Source organism: Micromonospora saelicesensis (assembly GCF_900091575.1).
Classification (GTDB): domain Bacteria; phylum Actinomycetota; class Actinomycetes; order Mycobacteriales; family Micromonosporaceae; genus Micromonospora; species Micromonospora saelicesensis.
On record NZ_FMCR01000001.1, the window covers coordinates 948,315 to 966,036 of the forward strand.

Annotated in this window: 20 protein-coding genes; 11 read left to right on the forward strand and 9 right to left on the reverse strand. The window is 71.5% G+C overall.

Annotation, left to right across the window (positions count from 1 at the left end; all coding sequences use genetic code 11):
- Positions 1–136: 136 nt before the first annotated feature.
- Complete coding sequence (locus GA0070561_RS04490; protein WP_091395302.1) at positions 137–346, reverse strand: GntR family transcriptional regulator; 210 nt, start codon at positions 344–346, stop codon at positions 137–139.
- Positions 347–832: 486 nt separating this feature from the next.
- On the opposite strand from GA0070561_RS04490, the gene GA0070561_RS04495 reads away from it, so the two are divergent.
- Positions 833–1,090 carry a hypothetical protein gene (locus tag GA0070561_RS04495; protein ID WP_091395305.1) on the forward strand — a complete coding sequence of 86 codons (258 nt, stop codon included), beginning with the start codon at positions 833–835 and terminating at the stop codon, positions 1,088–1,090.
- 10 nt (positions 1,091–1,100) lie between these two features.
- On the opposite strand, the gene GA0070561_RS04500 is transcribed toward GA0070561_RS04495, so the two are convergent.
- Positions 1,101–1,673 carry a TetR/AcrR family transcriptional regulator gene (locus GA0070561_RS04500; protein WP_091395308.1) on the reverse strand — a complete coding sequence of 191 codons (573 nt, stop codon included), beginning with the start codon at positions 1,671–1,673 and terminating at the stop codon, positions 1,101–1,103.
- An 89-nt stretch (positions 1,674–1,762) separates the two neighbouring features.
- Here GA0070561_RS04500 and GA0070561_RS04505 point away from each other — a divergent pair, with 89 nt between their 5' ends.
- Complete coding sequence (locus tag GA0070561_RS04505; RefSeq protein WP_091395311.1) at positions 1,763–2,134, forward strand: DUF4267 domain-containing protein; 372 nt, start codon at positions 1,763–1,765, stop codon at positions 2,132–2,134.
- A gap of 161 nt (positions 2,135–2,295) precedes the next feature.
- Here GA0070561_RS04505 and GA0070561_RS04510 read toward each other — a convergent pair whose 3' ends face one another.
- The 3 genes from GA0070561_RS04510 to GA0070561_RS04520 all read right to left on the reverse strand — a co-directional run bounded on the left by GA0070561_RS04510 (position 2,296) and on the right by GA0070561_RS04520 (position 5,041).
- Complete coding sequence (locus GA0070561_RS04510) at positions 2,296–3,018, reverse strand: hypothetical protein (RefSeq protein WP_141710313.1); 723 nt, start codon at positions 3,016–3,018, stop codon at positions 2,296–2,298.
- A gap of 149 nt (positions 3,019–3,167) precedes the next feature.
- A complete protein-coding gene (locus GA0070561_RS04515) occupies positions 3,168–4,130 on the reverse strand; it encodes a zinc metalloprotease (RefSeq protein ID WP_091395317.1) in 963 nt (320 codons plus the stop codon).
- Between the two features lie 158 nt (positions 4,131–4,288).
- On the reverse strand, positions 4,289–5,041 hold the full coding sequence (locus GA0070561_RS04520; protein WP_091397366.1) for a TIGR03089 family protein: 753 nt from the start codon (positions 5,039–5,041) through the stop codon (positions 4,289–4,291).
- A gap of 143 nt (positions 5,042–5,184) precedes the next feature.
- Between GA0070561_RS04520 and GA0070561_RS04525 the strand changes: the two genes are divergently transcribed.
- On the forward strand, positions 5,185–6,225 hold the full coding sequence (locus tag GA0070561_RS04525) for a hypothetical protein (RefSeq protein WP_208603682.1): 1,041 nt from the start codon (positions 5,185–5,187) through the stop codon (positions 6,223–6,225).
- Between the two features lie 18 nt (positions 6,226–6,243).
- Here the strand turns inward: GA0070561_RS04525 and ligD (GA0070561_RS04530) are convergent, their stop codons facing one another.
- Together ligD (GA0070561_RS04530) and ligD (GA0070561_RS04535) are read right to left on the reverse strand one after the other, a co-directional pair.
- Positions 6,244–7,158 carry a non-homologous end-joining DNA ligase gene (gene ligD, locus GA0070561_RS04530; protein WP_091395320.1) on the reverse strand — a complete coding sequence of 305 codons (915 nt, stop codon included), beginning with the start codon at positions 7,156–7,158 and terminating at the stop codon, positions 6,244–6,246.
- Complete coding sequence (gene ligD / locus GA0070561_RS04535; RefSeq protein WP_091395323.1) at positions 7,148–8,089, reverse strand: non-homologous end-joining DNA ligase; 942 nt, start codon at positions 8,087–8,089, stop codon at positions 7,148–7,150. The genes ligD (GA0070561_RS04530) and ligD (GA0070561_RS04535) overlap by 11 nt, the downstream gene beginning before the upstream one ends.
- Before the next feature lie 85 nt (positions 8,090–8,174).
- Here ligD (GA0070561_RS04535) and ku point away from each other — a divergent pair, with 85 nt between their 5' ends.
- From ku to GA0070561_RS04565, 6 genes are all read left to right on the forward strand, one after another.
- Entirely contained in the window at positions 8,175–9,203 is a 1,029-nt protein-coding gene (ku, locus tag GA0070561_RS04540) for a non-homologous end joining protein Ku (RefSeq protein WP_091395326.1), read from the forward strand.
- 73 nt (positions 9,204–9,276) lie between these two features.
- Positions 9,277–9,915 carry a DUF4241 domain-containing protein gene (locus tag GA0070561_RS04545; RefSeq protein ID WP_091395329.1) on the forward strand — a complete coding sequence of 213 codons (639 nt, stop codon included), beginning with the start codon at positions 9,277–9,279 and terminating at the stop codon, positions 9,913–9,915.
- Positions 9,916–10,061: 146 nt separating this feature from the next.
- Positions 10,062–10,733, forward strand: coding sequence for an FKBP-type peptidyl-prolyl cis-trans isomerase (locus tag GA0070561_RS04550; RefSeq protein WP_091395332.1), 672 nt, complete (start codon positions 10,062–10,064; stop codon positions 10,731–10,733).
- 189 nt (positions 10,734–10,922) lie between these two features.
- Complete coding sequence (locus GA0070561_RS04555) at positions 10,923–11,750, forward strand: SCO6745 family protein (protein ID WP_091397372.1); 828 nt, start codon at positions 10,923–10,925, stop codon at positions 11,748–11,750.
- A gap of 32 nt (positions 11,751–11,782) precedes the next feature.
- Positions 11,783–12,436 carry an HAD family hydrolase gene (locus GA0070561_RS04560; RefSeq protein WP_091395335.1) on the forward strand — a complete coding sequence of 218 codons (654 nt, stop codon included), beginning with the start codon at positions 11,783–11,785 and terminating at the stop codon, positions 12,434–12,436.
- Positions 12,437–12,464: 28 nt separating this feature from the next.
- The gene (locus tag GA0070561_RS04565) at positions 12,465–13,475 is read left to right on the forward strand and encodes an NADPH:quinone reductase (RefSeq protein WP_091395337.1); all 1,011 of its coding nucleotides are present in this window, start codon (positions 12,465–12,467) and stop codon (positions 13,473–13,475) included.
- A gap of 183 nt (positions 13,476–13,658) precedes the next feature.
- Here GA0070561_RS04565 and GA0070561_RS04570 read toward each other — a convergent pair whose 3' ends face one another.
- Positions 13,659–15,293 (reverse strand): fatty acid--CoA ligase, encoded by a 1,635-nt coding sequence (locus GA0070561_RS04570; RefSeq protein WP_208603701.1) that lies wholly within the window; start codon positions 15,291–15,293, stop codon positions 13,659–13,661.
- A 71-nt stretch (positions 15,294–15,364) separates the two neighbouring features.
- On the opposite strand from GA0070561_RS04570, the gene GA0070561_RS04575 reads away from it, so the two are divergent.
- A complete protein-coding gene (locus GA0070561_RS04575) occupies positions 15,365–15,856 on the forward strand; it encodes an NUDIX domain-containing protein (protein WP_091395344.1) in 492 nt (163 codons plus the stop codon).
- 35 nt (positions 15,857–15,891) lie between these two features.
- On the opposite strand, the gene GA0070561_RS04580 is transcribed toward GA0070561_RS04575, so the two are convergent.
- Positions 15,892–16,926 carry an aldo/keto reductase gene (locus GA0070561_RS04580; protein ID WP_091395347.1) on the reverse strand — a complete coding sequence of 345 codons (1,035 nt, stop codon included), beginning with the start codon at positions 16,924–16,926 and terminating at the stop codon, positions 15,892–15,894.
- A gap of 125 nt (positions 16,927–17,051) precedes the next feature.
- Here GA0070561_RS04580 and GA0070561_RS04585 point away from each other — a divergent pair, with 125 nt between their 5' ends.
- Entirely contained in the window at positions 17,052–17,684 is a 633-nt protein-coding gene (locus GA0070561_RS04585; protein WP_091395350.1) for a TetR/AcrR family transcriptional regulator, read from the forward strand.
- Positions 17,685–17,722 lie beyond the last annotated feature (38 nt).

A 17,722-nucleotide genomic window follows, 5' to 3' on the forward strand; every position in this document is an offset into this window, starting at 1 on the left:
GGCAACTCCGGTCGGCCGGCCTTCGCCCAGCGCACCCGAGCGGGCGGCCTCACCCAGAGCGTCCCGGTCGGCCGGCCTCGCCCAGCGCACCCCGAGCGGGCGGCCCACCCAGCTTGCTCCGAGTGGGCGGCGAGCGTCAGCGCTTGCGGGATTCCGCGACGAAGACCCCGCGCCCAGGACGTCCAACGAGCACGCCCTCTTTCCGCAGCTTCCCCACCGCACGACTGATCGTGGACTGCGAGACGTCGTACTCGTCTGCCAGCACGCGCCCGGACGGGAGCTGGGACCCAGGCGAATAGGTCCCGTCCTTGATCTTCTTCAGGAGATCGTCGAGCAGCTCGTCCATTGTGGGCGGGATAGGCACGTGGAGTCCCTTGCAGTCGGTTGGCTCGCCCAGTATTGATCAGCCGCTTCGACGCAGGCAACGTATGTAGTGCGAGTGACATAGGTGGGTAGATGACTCGGAGACGTTCTTGACATAGGTGACTCAGTGTCGGTAGCGTCGCTCTCGGTGATGCGGTGCTGCTGCGGTCGGTTGGCGCCTCTCGTACTGGTCTCGCATCGCCGCCGGGATCCGACCCGTCGAGACCCCACCCGCCGCGCTCCCCCGGCGCGGCCCTGCTGCCGTACCCCCCGGACGGCTGCGGGCGGGCGGTCTCCGCCGAACGCAACCGGCGGAGACCGCCCCTGCACGTCGATCCCATCCGACGAAGGACAGCCACGTGCGCAACCAAACGAGTCGGTGGGCGAGCCGACGCGACGAGCCACCTCCGACGAGCAGGCGGGAAGAGTCGGCGCAGCCCTGGCAGCTCCTCGAACGGCGCCGCTACCAATGAGCGACCGTTGGGTGATCCACCTGCCGATCACCGCGCCTGACCTGCTGCGCGCCCGGATCTTCGCGCGTACCGCCGCTCGGGTGTTGGTCCGGCTCAGCGCGCGGGTCGAGCCGGGCGGGGTGACGGTCTCGGCGGAGGACCAGCAGGGCGTACGACATTGGGTTTTCTGTGATCGACCACTGCCCGGCGGCGCTCGGTGCGCCCTTCCCACCGACCACCTCGCGCCGTGCGCGCGACGACCGACTCAGCCCTGACCGGCAACGCTCACCGGGAGAAGCGGTCCACCAGCACCGCCAGCCGGCGGTCGTGGTCGGCGCGGCGGAGCCGGCCGCTGCGCATCAGTGTGACCAGGCCGTGCAGGCCGGCCCAAAAGGTTTCGGTGACCGTCTCCAGGTCGTCGTCCCCGGCGACCGGGCGCACCGTCTCGGCCAGTTCGGCGAAGCCTCGGGCCAGGTCCGTCGGGACGTCCTGAGTGGCGAACGGCAGGTCCACGGCGAGGGTGAACATCGCGTCGTAGATCGCGGGCCGCTGCTGGGCGAACGCGACGTACGCGGCTGCCACGTCGGCGACGGCCTGCCGGGGGTCGGGGGCGGAGGCCCGGGCCGAGACCAGTGCGGTTGCCAGCTCGGCGAACCCCTCGACGGCGACCGCCGCCATGATGGCGTCCTTGCCCTTGAAGTGGCTGTAGAGGACGGGCTGGCTGTACTCGATCTCGGCGGCGAGCCGGCGGGTGGTCACCGCGTCCCAGCCTTCAGCCAACGCCAGGTCGCGTGCCGCGGTGATGATCGCCTGCTCCCGTTCCGCCCGCTCGCGCTCCCGGCGCCCGTGTGTCGACATGACAGCAATCCTAGCACCGCTAGCGTTCCTGCCGATGCTCTGCTAGCGTCGCTCCCATATCTAGCACCGCTAGGAAATGGAGCAGACTCATGCTGGCACCCCTCGCCTACGGGCTCGCCGTCGTACTCAGCCTCTTCGTCGCCTTCATCGGCGCCCGGTTCCTGCTGGTGCCGCAGGCCGCGGCCGCCGGGTACGGCGTACCGGCCAGGCCGGACGGTGACCCCGCCTACCTGACGGTCAAAGGGCTGAAGGACCTCACCTTCGGGCTGCTCGGCCTCACCCTGATCGCCTTCACCACCGCCGACGCGGTCGCGTGGTTCATGCTGATCGTCGCGCTCGTCCCGCTGGGCGACACCGTCATCGTGCTGCGCAACGGCGGGACGAAGGCTGTCGCCTTCGGCATCCACTTCGCCACCGCCCTCGTCGTCCTCCTGAACGCCGCCCTGCTGTTCGCCCTGTAACCGAACCCGGCCCCCCGGCCCTGACCCCGCCCATGTTGATCAAGAAGTTTGCGTCATCATCAGGCCGATCGATGACGCAAACCTCTTGATCAACGCAGTGGCAACGCAGTGGCAACGCAGTGGCAACGCAGCGGAGACGCAGCGGAGACGCAGTCGACGGGTTACGACGTGGGGGGTGGGCAGCGGTCGGGGAGGGTGACCTCGCCGGGGCGGTGGTCGAAGGTGTCCATGGTGAACCACTCGTCCAGTTCCGGGTCGAAGAGGTTCTGCAGGCCGAACTGCAACACCTGCCACCACCGGCTCGGGTCGTGCTGGTCGACGTAGATGTCGCCGAGCGCGATCGGGAAACGGAAGAACTCCCCCGGCACTGTGGAACCGCCGACCACCCCGACCCGCCAGTGATCCACGTGCCGGTCCTCCTCACCTTGCAGAATCTCCGGCCCCACGTAGCGGGCGGTCTTCAGCTTGTCGTTGAAGATCTGCCGGTTGAAGAACCCCGGCACCTTGCTGCACGCGCGGGGCGGAAACAGCGGAATGTTCGGCCACCTGTAGGTGAGCGTGTAGAGCGTGTTCTCGTAGATCAGGTTCGTAAACCAGATCGGGTGCTCCGGGCCGCCGGCGGTCATCTGGCTGTTGCCGTCGCGGCCCTGCCAGGAGAACGGCACGTCGATGCCGAGGTCCCGAACGATGTACCGGCCGGTGCCCTGAAAGTCGGCGGGGAGCAGCGGTGGGCGCGGCTCGCGCGGTTCGGGAGCGGTCGGGCCGTCGACCTGGGCCGCGCGGGGCGGTGGCGCCGCCGCCGGGCCGGGCGCAACCACACCGAGGGCGAACAGTCCACCGGCGACCACCGCCACCAGTGTCCGACGTGTACGCCCCGACGCCATGTGTCCTCCGCCGATGAAAGTGCCAGATGCCTTCGGCGAAGCGTAGGAGCAGGCAGAACGTGAGGATCGGCGGAACGAGCTGGCTCCACCGGAAGGGTGAAGCCGAAGGAGCCGGCGGAACGACCCGCCGGCCCCCGACCTCCAGTGGGCTATCCGGCCCCGCCGGCGCGGAACGCCACCCAGGCGTCGCTCATCCGGTCGGCCTGGCCGGCGGTGAACATGTTCATGCAGGAGTCCTGCGTGTAGTCCATGAAGTTGTGGATCGGGTCGAGCCCGGGCGCGGTGCAGGAGTCCGCACCCACCGGGCAGTCGAACTGCGGCGCCGCCTCGCGCGGGGTGTCCGCGACGAAGTCGCCGGACGCGGAGCAGCCGTGCGCGAAGGTGTGCTCCAGCATCAGCCAGTGCCCGACCTCGTGCGTCAGCGTGTCACCCAGGGCGTACTTGCCGGCCGTACCGCCCGGCATCGACTCGTCGAGCATCACCACGCCGTCGATGTAGTCGCGCCCGTTGTTGTAGCCCTTCGGGAAGTACGCCCAGCCGAGCAGCCCGCCGCCGATGTTGGCCGCGTACACGTTCAGGGTCTCCGAGTCGCCGGTGTACAGCGCCTTCTTCATGTCCCGCTCGTTCTTGCCCGGTACGACCGTGTACCAGGCGCTGTTCACCGTCCACGTCGTGTCGACGAGCGAGAACCGGAACGGAGTGTTGGAGGCGTCTCCGGCCGTGCGGCCCGCGAACGAGTCGTTGAGCACCGTCATCTGCGCGGCGATCAGGGTGTTCCACCTGGTCGTCTCGGCTGCGGTGAGCGGATGGTCGGAGATCATGTGGAAGACCGTCGGCACCGTGACGCTGCCGTTCGGCAGGCGCGGCGCGTCCTTGATCACGCCGTAGGCGTTGGCTTCGTTGGTGGAGTACAGCTCCGGCTCCTGGGCGGTGGCGCCCTCGGCCAGCCGGGCGGCGCTGTGCGCGTCGGCGCCCGGCTCACACGCGGTGACGCCGGGGGAGGCGGTCGCGGGCGCGGCCGTGGCGAGCGCCCCGGAGGCACCGCCCGACGCCAGGAACGTCGCGGCGGTGGCGGTGAGGACCGCCAGTCGGAAGGTCGGTCTTCTGCGCATCGGTGCACCTTTCGATGAGGGAGGCGGTGCGGGGTCGATGACGTCGCTGTTCGGGTATGAGAACACGCCGACGGCATCGACAAAAGACCCTCTGAGCAGGGCAGATGGCGATGTAACGGAACCGGACCGGTCAGCGCTGTTTGGCCGCTCCGGCAGGGTCAGAGAACCCGGGTCACCTGTTCGGCGGCGACGACCGCGTCCCGCCGCGCCGGGTCGAGGTTGGCGCTGATCACCACGGACGCGCCGGCCGACAGCGGTGCGAGCAACCACTTCAGCGGCTGCTCGGTCTCGGCGGCGTCGACCAGCAGGCGGTCGCCGGCGCGCAGGTCCAGCATCGTGGCGAACTCCTGGGCGAGCGCACCCCACTGACCGTAGGTGGTGCCGTCCGCTGTGGCCGGGTCCGACGGGTGGATGGCGGTGTGGTCGGGCGCGCCGTCGCCGTGCCGGAGCACCTCGGCGGACCAGTCCAGCCAGCCCAACGGCACGTCGTCCAGCCGTCCCGGCCCGGTGCCGACGAGATAGCGGTGCGGCGCGTCCGGCACGTCCTCCAGCCAGTCGTCCTGCCGCTCCGGCGTCACGAAGACCGCATCGAACGGCCGGTCGCCGCCCGGTTCGAGCACCGCCAGGCCCGCGGTGGCGCGCGGTCGGAACGACACCGCCAGGCCCGAGGCCCAGGCGCCCAACAACACCGCAGCGGTACGCCAGTGCGGCGGCAGCAGGACCGCTACGCGGCTGCCGGGGCCGAGACCGCAGCCGTCCCGCAGCAGGCTCGCGCTGCGGGCCGCCCACTGACCGACCTGCTGTGCGGTCAGGTCGACGCGCTCGCCGGTCGCCTCGTCGCGGTAGCTGAGCAGCGGACGTTCGGCCTCGACGGGCCGGGCCGTCAGGTCGGCCGTGACGGTTGGCTGCATCTCCACGCTCCCCGGGTCGACGTCGGCACCACAGTACTCAACGACTTTGGTCGCACCGGTCGTCGGCCGATGGCCGTATCGGGTGACCGGTTGGCCCGCGCACTGTGCAGGGAACGATCTCGAAACGCCGCCGAGGAGCGCCCATGCCGACCGGACCCGACCCCGTCGCCGGCGACCATGCCGCCGCCGACCGCCCCGCCGCCGGTGTCCGCCTCCCACTGCGCCGACGGCTTCTGCCGGTGATCGCGTTGCTGCTGCTCGCGCCGTGGGCGGCCGAGTGCTCGTGGGGTGGCTTCGCGATCGACGACTTCCTGCCGGTGCTGATCTTCCTGGGCCCGATGTACGGCGGCGCGGCGATCCTCATCCGGGAGACCGCACGGCACCTCGGTGCGGGCTGGCCGACCATCGTGCTGCTCGCCGCCGCGTTCGGCGTCCTCCAGGCCGGCCTGGTCGACCAGTCGCTGTTCAACCCCGACTACCTCGACGACACCCAGTACGCCGACACCCGAGCCGCCGCCGAGGCGACGCTGGTGCCGGGGCTCGACGTCAGCCTCCGGCAGGCGTTCGACTACGTCGGCAACCACATCGTGCTGACCATCTGCGCGCCGATCGTGCTCATCGAGTCGTTCCTCGCACCGGAGCGGCGGCCCCGACCGTGGCTGGGCCGGCCCGGTCTCGCCGTGGTCGGCGTGCTCTACCTGCTCGGCAGCCTGTTGATCTTCTCGGACATCAACCAGGACAAGGGCTTCCTGGCCAGCCGGCTCCAACTGGCCTTCGCCGCCGTGGTGGTCGTCGCCCTTGTCGCGGTCGCCCTGCTGCCCCGCTGGCGCCGCGCCCGCCCGCGCCGGGCCCGCCGGGTGCCGCATCCGCTCTGGGTGGGTCTGTTGGTCGTCCTCGTCCGCCTCGGCTCCGACCTGACGCCCGGCTGGGCGGGGGTGGCCCTTGCGCTGGCACTCGCCGGTGCCGCCGGAGCCCTGATCGCGTACTGGTCGTCGGGCAACGGTTGGGGGCAGCGGCACGTGCTTGTTGCCGGCACCGCGGGTCTGGTCACGGCCGCGGCGTTCGCGTACCTGGTCCCGCCGTACTCCCCGGCGAGCCCGGCGGCGGCCCTGGCCGGCGACGTCGCGGTCACCGTCATCACTGTCGCCCTGGTCGGCGGCGCCTGGTGGCGGCTGCGCCGTTGACGTCGGGCCTCGCAGGCGTCAGCGGGTCGGCAGTTCCGGGCCGCCGTCGAGCAGTGGGCCGAGCAGGTCGTCGTACTCCTCGACCCGGGCCAGGACCTCGGCCGCGGTGAACTGGCGGACGGCCGGTTTCCGGCCGCGCGCGCCGGCCTCGACCTCGTCCCAGGTCAGCGGCGTCGACACCGACGGCACCGACTGGGCCCGCAGCGAGTACGGCGCAACCGTGGTCTTCGCCGCGTTGTTCTGGCTCCAGTCGATGAAGACCTTGCCCGGTCGGAGGTTCTTCGCCATCTTCGACACGATCAGCTTCGGGTGGGCCTTCTCCAACTCCTGGGCGATCCGCCGGGCGTAGTCGGAGACGAGGTCGGACGGCTGGGTGCCGGCAATCGGGCAGCAGAGCTGCATGCCCTTCTTGCCGGACGTCTTCGGGTACGACTCGATGCCGTCGTCGGCGAGGCGGTCGCGCATCAGGACCGCCACCGGGCAACACTCGGCGAGCCCGGCCGGCGGCCCCGGGTCCAGGTCGACGACCATCATGTCCGGGTGTTCGCCCACCTTCCACTGCGGTGTGTGCAGCTCCAACGCGGCCAGGTTGGCCAGCCAGACCAGGGTGGGCAGGTCGTCGGCGACCACGTAGTCGATGGTCTCCCGGCCCTTCGTCGACCCCGGCGCGGGCAGGTTCTCCACCCGTACCCAGTCCGGCGTCGCGGCCGGCGTGTTCTTCTCGAAGAACGACTTGTCGTCCACCCCGTTGGGGAAGCGGATCCGGGTGAGCGGCCGGTCCCGCAGGTGCGGCAGCAGCACCGGGGAGATCCGGGTGTAGTAGTCGATCACCTCACCCTTGGTGAACCCGGCCGCCGGGTAGAGCACCTTGTCCAGGTTGGACAGCTCAAGCGCGCGACCCTCGACGTCCACCCGTAGCCGCTCAGCTGGCATCGTCGACCTCCTCCGGAGGCTTGTCCGGGCGCAACCGCAGCACCCGGGGGAAGCGCAGCCGGCCGTCGGGGGTGCGCTGGCCGTACTTCACCTCCACCACCACCTGGGGTGTTACCCAGATGGCGCCCCGCGCATCCTCGCGCGGCACACCCGGCGCGAACGGTGACACGCCGGAGCGCAGCGGCTCCAGCTCGGCGAGGAGCTGCCGCTCGATGGCCGCGCCGATCCCGCCGCCGACCCGGCCCCGGTAGATCAGTCGGCCGTCCGGGCCGGGCACCCCGACCAGCAGCCCGCCGATCCGGCGGGCGCCAGGTCGCCAACCGCCGATGACGAAGTCGCCGGTCACCTCCAGCTTGACCTTCACCCAGTCCGGCGAGCGCACCCCCGGGCGGTAGACGGCCCCGACCCGCTTGGCCATCACCCCCTCCAGGCCGTGCTCTCCGGCCGCCTCGTAGGTGGCCGGCCCGTCGGCGAACGTCGGCGGCACCGCCCACCGGAGGCCACCGAGCGCGAGCGCGTCGAGGGCCTCCCGGCGGCGCTCGTACGGCCAGCCGGTCAGGTCGTCGCCGTTCAGCCGGAGCAGGTCGAAGATCATGTACGTCACCGGCATGACGGCGGCCAACCGGGCCGCCTTGGCCCGGTCCCGGACGTGCATCCGCTCGGCCAGCGCGGTGAACGACGGCTGCCCGCCCTGGCCGAGCAGCACCACCTCACCGTCGAGCAGCGCGTCGTCGACCTGCTCGGGCAGGGTGGCCAACTCCGGGTACGCGGCGGTGATCTCCACGCCGGAACGGGCATACAGGTGCTGACCGCCACCTGAGATGTCGGCCAGGGCGCGGACGCCGTCCCACTTGAACTCGTAGGCCCAGCCGTCACCCGCCGGGAGCGGCCCGGTCATCGCGAGCATCGGCTTGAGCGGCGCGCCGGGCACGACCCGACTGTAGTAGCAGCCCGAACACCTCGCGTCCGGTTCTTTCGGATGCGAGCATGGTCGATACCGGGGAAGGGAGCGCAGGATGCGTGCCATCTGGAAGGGAGCCGTGTCGTTCGGGCTCGTCTCGATCGGGGTGAAGCTCTACTCCGCGACCGAGGAGAAGGACATTCGGTTCCACCAGGTGCACCGCGAGGACGGCGGGCGGATCCGCTACAAGCGCACCTGCTCGGTCTGCGGCGAAGAGGTCACCTACGACGACATCGCCAAGGGCTACGACATCGGCGGCGGCGAAATGGTGATCCTCACCGACGAGGACTTCGCCGACCTGCCGCTGACCAGCTCCCGCGCCATCGACGTGCTGGAGTTCGTGCCGGCCGAGCAGGTCGACCCGATCCTCTACAACAAGGCGTACTTCCTCGAGCCGGAGGGCGCGGCGACCAAGCCGTACGTGCTGCTGCGCGACGCGCTCATCGACTCGGAGCGGGTGGCCATCGTCAAGGTGGCGCTGCGCCAGCGGGAGCAGCTGGCCACGCTGCGGGTCCGCGAGGGTGTGCTGCTGCTCAACACCATGCTCTGGCCGGACGAGATCCGTACCCCGGACTTCGGGTTCCTCGACGAGGACCTCAAGGTGCGCCCGCCGGAGCTGGCCATGGCCAGCTCACTGATCGACTCGATGACCGGCGAGTTCGAGCCGGACGTCTTCACCGACGACTACCGGGCCGCGTTGCAGGAGGTCATCGACGCCAAGGTGGAGGGTCGGGAGGTCGTCCAGCCGGAGGAGGTCGAGGAGGCCCCGGCCGCGGCGGTGGACCTGATGGCGGCGTTGAAGGCCTCGGTGGAGCGTGCCAAGGCGGCTCGCGGCGAGCAGCCAGCCCGCGGCGGTGGTGGCGGCGGCGAGCCGACGCCCATCTCGTCGGCCCGGTCGGCGCAGAAGGCAGCCGAGAAGAAGGCGGCCAAGGCACCCGCGAAGAAGACGGCGGCGAAGAAGACGGCCGAGAAGAAGGCGGCCGAGCCGGCGAAGAAGACCGCCGCGAAGAAGACCGCCGCGAAGAAGGCGGAGCCGGCGAAGAAGACCGCCGCCCGCAAGACCGCACCCCGCAAGAGCGCCTGACCGTACGGCAGCGGCGGCGGTGTCCGCCTCGCCGGGTACGCTCCGCCGGCCGCTGGCGACCGGAGGAGCCCCCATGCCGTACACCCCTGATCTGGACCGGTTACTGACGCCCGGCGCCCGCTTCACCGACCAGCACGGCGGATACCTGATCGAGGTTCACCCGGTGGGCGACATCGTGTTGCCCACCGGCCAGGTGGTCGGGTGTGACCCGCTGGTCTGCCCGGAGGCCGAGCCGTTCACGGTGACCGTGCCGCCGGGGCGGCATTCCGCCCGCGCCTGGGTGGCGGTGGTGCTCCGGGAGGACGCCGAGGTGGACCGCCGGGTCGCCGCGCTGGAGCTGGTCGTCTCAGCGGAACCGACGATCCGCTGGGAGCCGGCCGTCGCGGGTGACCAGGACGTCGCCACGCTCGGCGCGGACGACTACTTCGGCTACGGGGTGGACGCCGGCGTCGGCACCCTCGCCGACCCGACCGCGCTCGCCGTCCTGGAGAGCTGGGACTCCGACCGGGTCGAGGAGGTCTTCATCCCGACCGAGCTGCCCTCGTCCCCGGTCCCGGGGCTGATCAGCGCCGTGTTGGACGAGGCCAGCGGCGCCAACGTCGTCACCGTGTCCACGGGCTGGGGCGACGGCTGCTACGGCACCTGGATCGGCCGTGCCGCCGACGGCCGGGTCACCTCGTTCGTGACCGACTTCATGGTCGTCCCGGAATAACCGCCCGGCAAAGCCCCGGAACTGTCGCGCTGGGCGATCCGAGGCGTCCGCGGCGGGCACGGTAGGCCGCGGTGCGGGTACCGTGTGCGTCGGCTTTCCCCCCGGCACCGGGTGCCGGCCACACTTCGCAGCAGGGAGTCGACGACGTGAGCGAGCGGACGCAGCAGACGGGCCCGGACCAGAGCCCGGCAACCAAGTCGGGGCGCCGCCTGGCCGCCCAGTTGGCGGAGAAGAAGGCCGCCGACGCGAGGCGGAAGCGCAACGCGTGGGCCAGCGGCCTCCTCGCCGTTGCCGTGGTCGGAGGGCTGATCGCCGTCTTCGTGGCGATCGGCGGGGGCGACGACAAGCCCAAGACCCAGGCCGACGCCACCCCGTCCGCCTCCGCCCCGGCCCCCGACGAGGCCGGTGCACCCCCCGCTCCGCAGCTGCCCGAGGGCGCCGACCCGGCCCTGGGCACCAAGCCGACGGTGAAGCCGGGCACGGGTGACCTCAAGAAGCTCACGGTCACCCCGGTGATCCAGGGCAAGGGCCCGGCCGTGCAGAAGGGCCAGAACATCACCACCAACTACGTGGGCGTGTTCTACAAGGACGGCAAGGAGTTCGACTCCTCCTGGAAGTCCGGGCAGCCGGCCACCTTCCCGATCGGCGTCGGCCAGGTCATCCCCGGCTGGGACCAGGGTCTGGTCGGCGTGACAGTGGGCAGCCGGGTGCAGCTCGACATCCCGGGCGAGCTGGCGTACGGCAACGACGAGGCCGCCGCCGGTGGACGTCCGACCGGTCCGCTGCGCTTCGTGGTGGACGTACTCGCCGCCCAGTGACCTGTCCGGGTCGTCCCGGTTGTCGACGGGACGCGATGGAGTTGTTCACATGGGGCTTCCGGCCCGTCACCCTGCGGCAGTAGGTTCGGCGTCACCCCGGGCGGTTCGCCGCCCGGGGTGAGCATCCGGAACCGGGACGCGGAGGTGCATGTGACGGCGCTGGACGAGCCTGGGCGGACCGCCCGGTCGATGTGGGCGTACTTCGAGCCGGTGCACACTGTCACCTACCTCCACCCCCGGGCCCGGGCCGCGTACGAGGCGGTCGGGCTGCGCGGCTACTGGCGCGGTTACTTCGCCGGCCGGGCCGCGCCGCTGGGAGCCGCCGAGGCGGCCCCGGTGATCGCTGCCTTCTTCAACTTCGCGCCGCCGATGGTGGCCCGCGCACTACCGGCGGTGTGGCGGTTGGCCACCCCGCAGGAGGCGCTGCGCGCCCGTCTGACCGGTGCCGTGCAGGCGCTCGCCGAGCTGACCTACCAGCTTCCGGAGTCGCACCTGGTGGAGGCCGCCGACCTGCTGGAGCGGGCCGCCGCGGCGGCGCAGACCGCCGGCCGGGTGCTCGGCGCGGCCAACGCGGCCCTCCCGGCCGGCGAGTACCCGCTGGCGCGGCTCTGGCAGGCCGCCACCACGCTGCGCGAGCACCGGGGGGACGGGCACGTGGCGGCGCTGGTGGCCGCCGGCCTCGACCCGGTGGAGACGCTGACCGGGCGGGTCGCGCTGGACGGTTCGCCGCCGCAGTACCTGCTGGGCCGGGGCTGGTCCGAGGAGCAGTGGCACGCCGCCCGCGAGCGGCTCACCGAGCGGGGCTGGCTGACCGGCGACGGCGCGGCCACCGACCACGCCCGGGCCGAGTTCCAGGCCATCGAGGACGCCACCGACCGGGCCGCCGCGCACCCGTGGGAGGCGCTCGGCGCCCACGACACGGACCGGCTCCGGGAGCTGCTGGAGCCGATCGCCCGGTCCGGTCACACACTGCTCCCCGAGGGCAGCCCGCTCGGTCTGCCCGCGTTGCCCGGCTGACCGGGCACCCACCGGTCGGGCAGGATGGGCCCGTGACTGATGCGGTGGTCTTCGACCTGGACGGCGTGATCGTGGATTCCGAGCCGGTGTGGGAGGAGGTCCGCCGGGCGTACGTGGCGGCGCACGGCGGGACGTGGCAACCGGACACGCAACGTCGGCTCATGGGGATGAGCACCGGCGAGTGGGCCCACTATCTCAGCGGTGAGCTGGGCGTCGACCGCACCGCCGAGCAGGTCGCCGTCGAGGTGGTCGAGGAGATGACCCGCCGCTACCGGGACCACGTACCCCTCATCGACGGCGCCGACCAGGTCGTCCGCCGGCTGGCCGCGCGGTGGCCGCTGGGGTTGGCCAGTTCGTCGCCGACCCGCCTGATCGAGGCGGCGCTGGCGGCGACCGGCCTGACCGACGCGTTCGGTGCGACCCTCTCCACTGAGCAGACCGAGCGGGGCAAGCCCGCACCGGACGTGTACCTGAGCGTGGCGCAGCGCCTCGGTGTCGACCCGACCCGCTGTGTGGCGGTGGAGGACTCGTCCAACGGGGTGCGCTCCGCCGCGGCGGCGGGGATGCGGGTGGTGGCGGTGCCGCACGGCTCGTACCCGCTCGATCCGGACGCCGCGGGGCTGGCGGTGGCGACGCTGAACGCGATCGGTGAGCTGACCCCGGAGCTGGTGGACGAGCTGGGTTGACACGGGTCGAGCCGGGTAGAGACCACGGATGAAGGCCATCGTGTACGAGCGCAACGGCGACCCTTCGGTGCTCGATCTGGTCGACCGGCCGGTGCCCGAGCCGGGTGCGGGCGAGGTCCTGGTGCGGATGGCGGTCTCCGGGGTGAACCCGACCGACTGGAAGTCCCGCCGCAACGCCCCGCCGAACGGGTGGCAGATCCCCGGGCAGGACGGCGCGGGGGTGGTCGAGGCGGTCGGCGAGGGGGTCGACCCCGACCTGATCGGTGAGCGGGTGTGGGTCTGGGAGGCCGCCTGGCAGCGACAGTGGGGCACGACGGCGGAGTACACGCTGGTGCCGGTCCGGCAGGCGGTGCGCCTCGGCCCCGCCCCGTTCGAGTTGGGCGCCGCCCTGGGCATCCCGTTCCTCACCGCGCACCGCTGTCTGACCGCTGGCGAGTTCATGCCGGACACGCTGCGAGCCGGCGCGCTGGCGGATCACACGGTGCTGGTGCAGGGCGGCGCGGGCGCGGTCGGCAACGCCGCGATCCAGCTCGCCCGGTGGGCCGACGCCACGGTGATCGCCACGGTGAGCAGCGCGGAGAAGGCCCAGCTCGCGGCCTCGGCCGGCGCCTCCTTCGTGATCAACTATCGGGAGCAGGACGTGGTCGAGGAGGTCCACAAGATCGCCCCCGACGGGGTCCACACGATCGTGGAGGTCTCCCCCGCCCGCAACGCCTCGGTCGACGTACGGGTGCTGCGGCACGGCGGCGCGGTCTGCATGTACGCCGACAACGGCGGGGACGAGGTGAGCATCCCGATCCGGGCGATGATGGCGCCGAACGCCCGCTGGCAGTTCGTCCTGGTCTACACCGAGCCGAAGGCGGCCAAGGCGCAGGGCGTGAAGGACGTGGCGGCGGCGGCCAGCCAGGGCGGCATCCGGGTCGGCGCGGACGCCGGTCTGCCGCTGCACTACTACCCGCTGGCGGAGGCGGCTGCGGCGCACCAGGCGGTGGAGGACTCGACTGTGGGCAAGGTGCTCATCACCACCAGCGACGCCTGATCGGGTCGCCGACCACCCGATTTCCCCGTCAGCAGGACAGAAGCGAACAACTTTCGCAACAATGACGGTGCGGGTCACCCCGCGTGGAGCGGGCGGCCCCGGCGCGGTGCGAACGCCGGGGCCGCCCCTGGGGAGGGTTCAGGAGTACTCCCGCCCCAACAGGCGACAGTGCCGGGGAAAACGTTACGGGGCTGTCAGCTCCCGGACACTCAGCTCGCCCCCGGCGTACCGCGAACGGACGACCTTCTTGTCGAACTTGCCGACGCTCGTCTTCGGCACCGTGTCGATGAACGCCCAGCGCTCGGGCAACTGCCAGCGCGCCACCGACCCGGCCAGGAAGTCCCGCAACTCCTCGGCGGTCACCGAAGCGCCCTCCCGGACCACCACGGTGGCCAGCGGGCGTTCGTCCCATCGCTCGTCCGGGACCCCCACCACGCACGCCTCCAGCACCGCCGGGTGGGCCATCAGCGCGTTCTCCAACTCCACCGACGAGATCCACTCACCACCGGACTTGATCACGTCCTTGGCGCGGTCGGTCAGGTTGATGTACCCGTCCGGCGAGAGGGTGCCCACGTCGCCGGTACGCAGCCAGCCGTCGCGGAACTTCTCCTCGTCCGGGGCGTCGTCACCGACGTACCGGGCGGTCACCCACGGCCCTCGGACCTCCAGCTCGCCCACGGCCGTGCCGTCGGCGGGCATCGGGTCGCCCGACGGGCCGACGATCCGCGCCTGTACGCCCGCCGGCACCCGCCCCTGGGTGTAGCGGTAGCGCCAGGCCTGCTCACCGGACGCACCGGCGGGCGGACGCGAGACCGACCCCAGCGGGGACATCTCGGTCATCCCCCAGGCGTGGATGACGTCGATTCCGTGCCGCTCGTCGAACGCGTGCATCAGCGCCGGTGGGCACGCCGACCCGCCGACGATCACCTCACCGAGCGAGGAGGTGTCCACGTCGTGGGTGTCCAGGTAGGCCAGCAGGTCGGTCCAGATGGTCGGCACCGCGCCGGCCAGGGTGGGCCGCTCGGCGGCGATCATCTCGGCGATCGGCGCGGCCTGGAGGAACCGGTCCGGCATGATCAGCGACGCGCCGGAGAGGAAGGCCGCGTAGGGCAGGCCCCAGGACATGGCGTGGAACATCGGCACGATGGCCAACTCGCGGTCGGTCGGGCCGAGGCCGAAACCCTCCGGCATGCAGACCTGCAACGAGTGCAGATAGATCGACCGGTGCGAGTAGGCCACGCCCTTCGGGTTGCCGGTGGTGCCCGATGTGTAGCAGAGCGCGGCGGCGTCGCGCTCGTCCACCTCGGGCCAGTCGTACGTGTCGGGCCGGTCGGCGAGCAACGCGTCCCAGTGGTGCACCGTGATCCGGTCGCCGGCCGCCGCCACCAGCGGCGCCGGGTCACCACCGCCGACCACCACGACGTGCCGCACCGTGGTCAGCTCACCGATCACCCGGGCCAGCAGCGGGATCAGCGTGCTGTCGACGAGGACCACCCGGTCCTCGGCGTGGTTGGCGATGTAGACGACCTGGTCGGGAAAGAGCCGGATGTTGAGCGTGTGCAGCACCGCGCCCATGCTCGGCACCGCGAAGTAGGCGACCAGGTGCTCGTTGTTGTTCCACATGAAGGTCGCGACCCGCTCGTCGCCGGTCACCCCACACTCGTCGCGCAGCCCGTGTGCCAGCCGGGCGGCGGCCCGGCCCACCTCGGCGTACGTCATCCGGCGGGGTTCGGCGCCCGTCCAGGTGACCACCTCGGCCGTGCCGTGCACCAGTGCACCGTGGTCGAGGATCCGGGAGATCTGCAGAGGGGCGTCCATCATCGTGCTACGCATGGGTAACAAGCTAGTGTCGGCGGTCACACGTTGGGAACCCCCGTAAGTTGTCGCAGGTGAGCATCTCCTGGGCCGACTCATACGTGGGGCAGTTACGCGCGCTCGCCGGGGACCGGACGCTGATGTTCGTCGGCGCCCGTGCCGTGGTCAACGACGACGCCGGACGCATTCTGCTGATCAAACGCTCGGACAACGGGCAGTGGGCCATGCCGGCCGGCGCGATGGAACTGGGCGAGTCGATCGCCGACTGCGCCGTACGCGAGGTCCGTGAGGAGACCGGGCTGCGCGCGCTGCGGGTCTGCGCGTTCGCCCTCTACACCGGCCCGGACCGGACGAGCACCAACATGTACGGCCACACGTACCAGGTGTTCACGACCGCGTTCAAGGTGGAGGAGTGGGACGGGCAGTTGGCCCGGGTCACCGACGAGACCACCGACGCCGGCTTCTTCGCCCGCGACCGGCTTCCCGCCCCACTCTCCACCTCGGTCATCGAGACCCTGGCCGACCTGGACGTCTTCGAGCAGACGAACCGGCTCATCCTCAAGTAGGGCGGCCCCGGAGCCATCGACCCCGGGGCCCTGCCTCACTGCGGCAGGCGGAGCCCCGCGAAGAACCCTTCCTGGATCCAGTTCGGGTACGCGACCGGCAGCTTGGTGGCCTCGTCCAGCTCGGTGAGGTCCTGCTCGGTCAGCGTGAGATCCGAGGCGGCGATGTTGTCGACCAACTGCTCGTGCTTGCGGGCACCGACGATCACGCTGGTCACGGCAGGTCGGGACAGCAGCCAGGCGACCGCCACCCGGGCCGGGCTCACCTCGTGCCGCTCGGCAACACCCTTGAGCACGTCGACGACGCCGAAGGCGTGCTCCGGGTCGAACGGGGTGAAGCTGGCGTACCCGGGCTGGGCGCTCCGCGCGCCAGTGTCGGCGACGGCACCGTCCCGGCTGACCTTGCCGGAGAGGAAACCACCGGCGAGCGGGCTCCAGACGGTCAGCCCGACACCCTCGTTGAGCGCCATCGGCACCACGTCGCGCTCCACGTCCCGGCCCAGCAGCGAGTAGTACTCCTGCACCGAGACGAACCCGGCCAACTTCTCCCGGGCGGAGATACCCAGCGCCTTGGAGATCTGCCAGGCGGCGAAGTTGGCGGCACCGATGTAGCGGACCTTGCCCTGCCGGACCGCGTCGTCGAGCGCGCGCAGCATCTCCTCCATGGGAGTGATCTGGTCGAAGTTGTGGATCTGGTACAGGTCGATGTGATCGGTGCCCAGCCGACGCAGGCTGTCCTCCAGGTTCTGCATGATGTGCAGCCGGGAGGTGCCGACGTCGTTCGGGCCGGGGCCCGTCCGGGAGTGCACCTTCGTCGCCAGTACGACGTCGCGACGCCGCTTGCCGAGCGCCTTGCCGAGCAGTTCCTCGCTCTCGCCGTCGCTGTAGCCGTCGGCGGTGTCGACGAAGTTGACGCCCGCGTCCAGCGCGGTGTCCACCAGCCGCTGCACCTCGGGCAGCGCCAGCCCACCCAGGGTGCCCCAGAGCGGGTGCCCGCTGCCGCCGAAGGTCATCGCGCCGAGCGAGATCTCCGAGACGTACACCCCGGTGGTGCCCAGCAGTCGGTACTTCACGTGTGTCGCTCCTCGTGGTGGGTCGGAGGCCGAGGTCAGGCACTCCGTGGTCACTATGTCGGACACTGTGTCCGGCAACGAGCGTACGTCGCCTAGCCGACCCCCGGCCACCTAGGATTCCGGCTATGCCCTCGATCACCCGCCGCCGCCCGCGCAATCCCGACGGACGCGCGGCCGTCGAAGCGCGGGTGCTGGCGGCCACCGAACGGCTCCTGAAGGAGGGGATCCGCTTCACCGACCTCGGCGTACAGCGGATCGCCGCCGAGGCCGGCGTGGCGCGGTCGACCTTCTACACCCACTTCCGGGACAAGACCGAGCTGCTCATGCGCCTCGCCGGCACCATGCGGGAGAGTTCGTTCGACCGCACCGGCGAGTGGGACCCGGGCGACCCCGGCGACCCGCTCGCGCGGCTGACCGAGGTCTTCACCGACGTGATCCGGATATACCGGACGTACGCCCCGGTGCTGGCCGCGGTCAGCGAGGTCGCCGCGTACGACGAGGCGGTCCGGGAGTACTGGGCGGCAGGGCTGGAGCAGTTCGTGGCCCGCACCGTGGACGCGCTCCGGATCGAGCAGCAGGCCGGGCGTACCCCCGCCGATCTGGACGTGACGACGGCCAGCCGGCTGATCGTGGTCGGCGGCGACCGCTTCCTCGCCGACCACGTCAGCACGACCCCGGCCGACCCCGAGACCGACGCGGCAGCCGCCCGGGAGTTGGCCGCGACCTGGTGGTACGGCGCCTACCGCCGCCCCGCCTGACCGCCCCGGAGCGCGGTCCGGGGCGGTCGGTGTCGAGA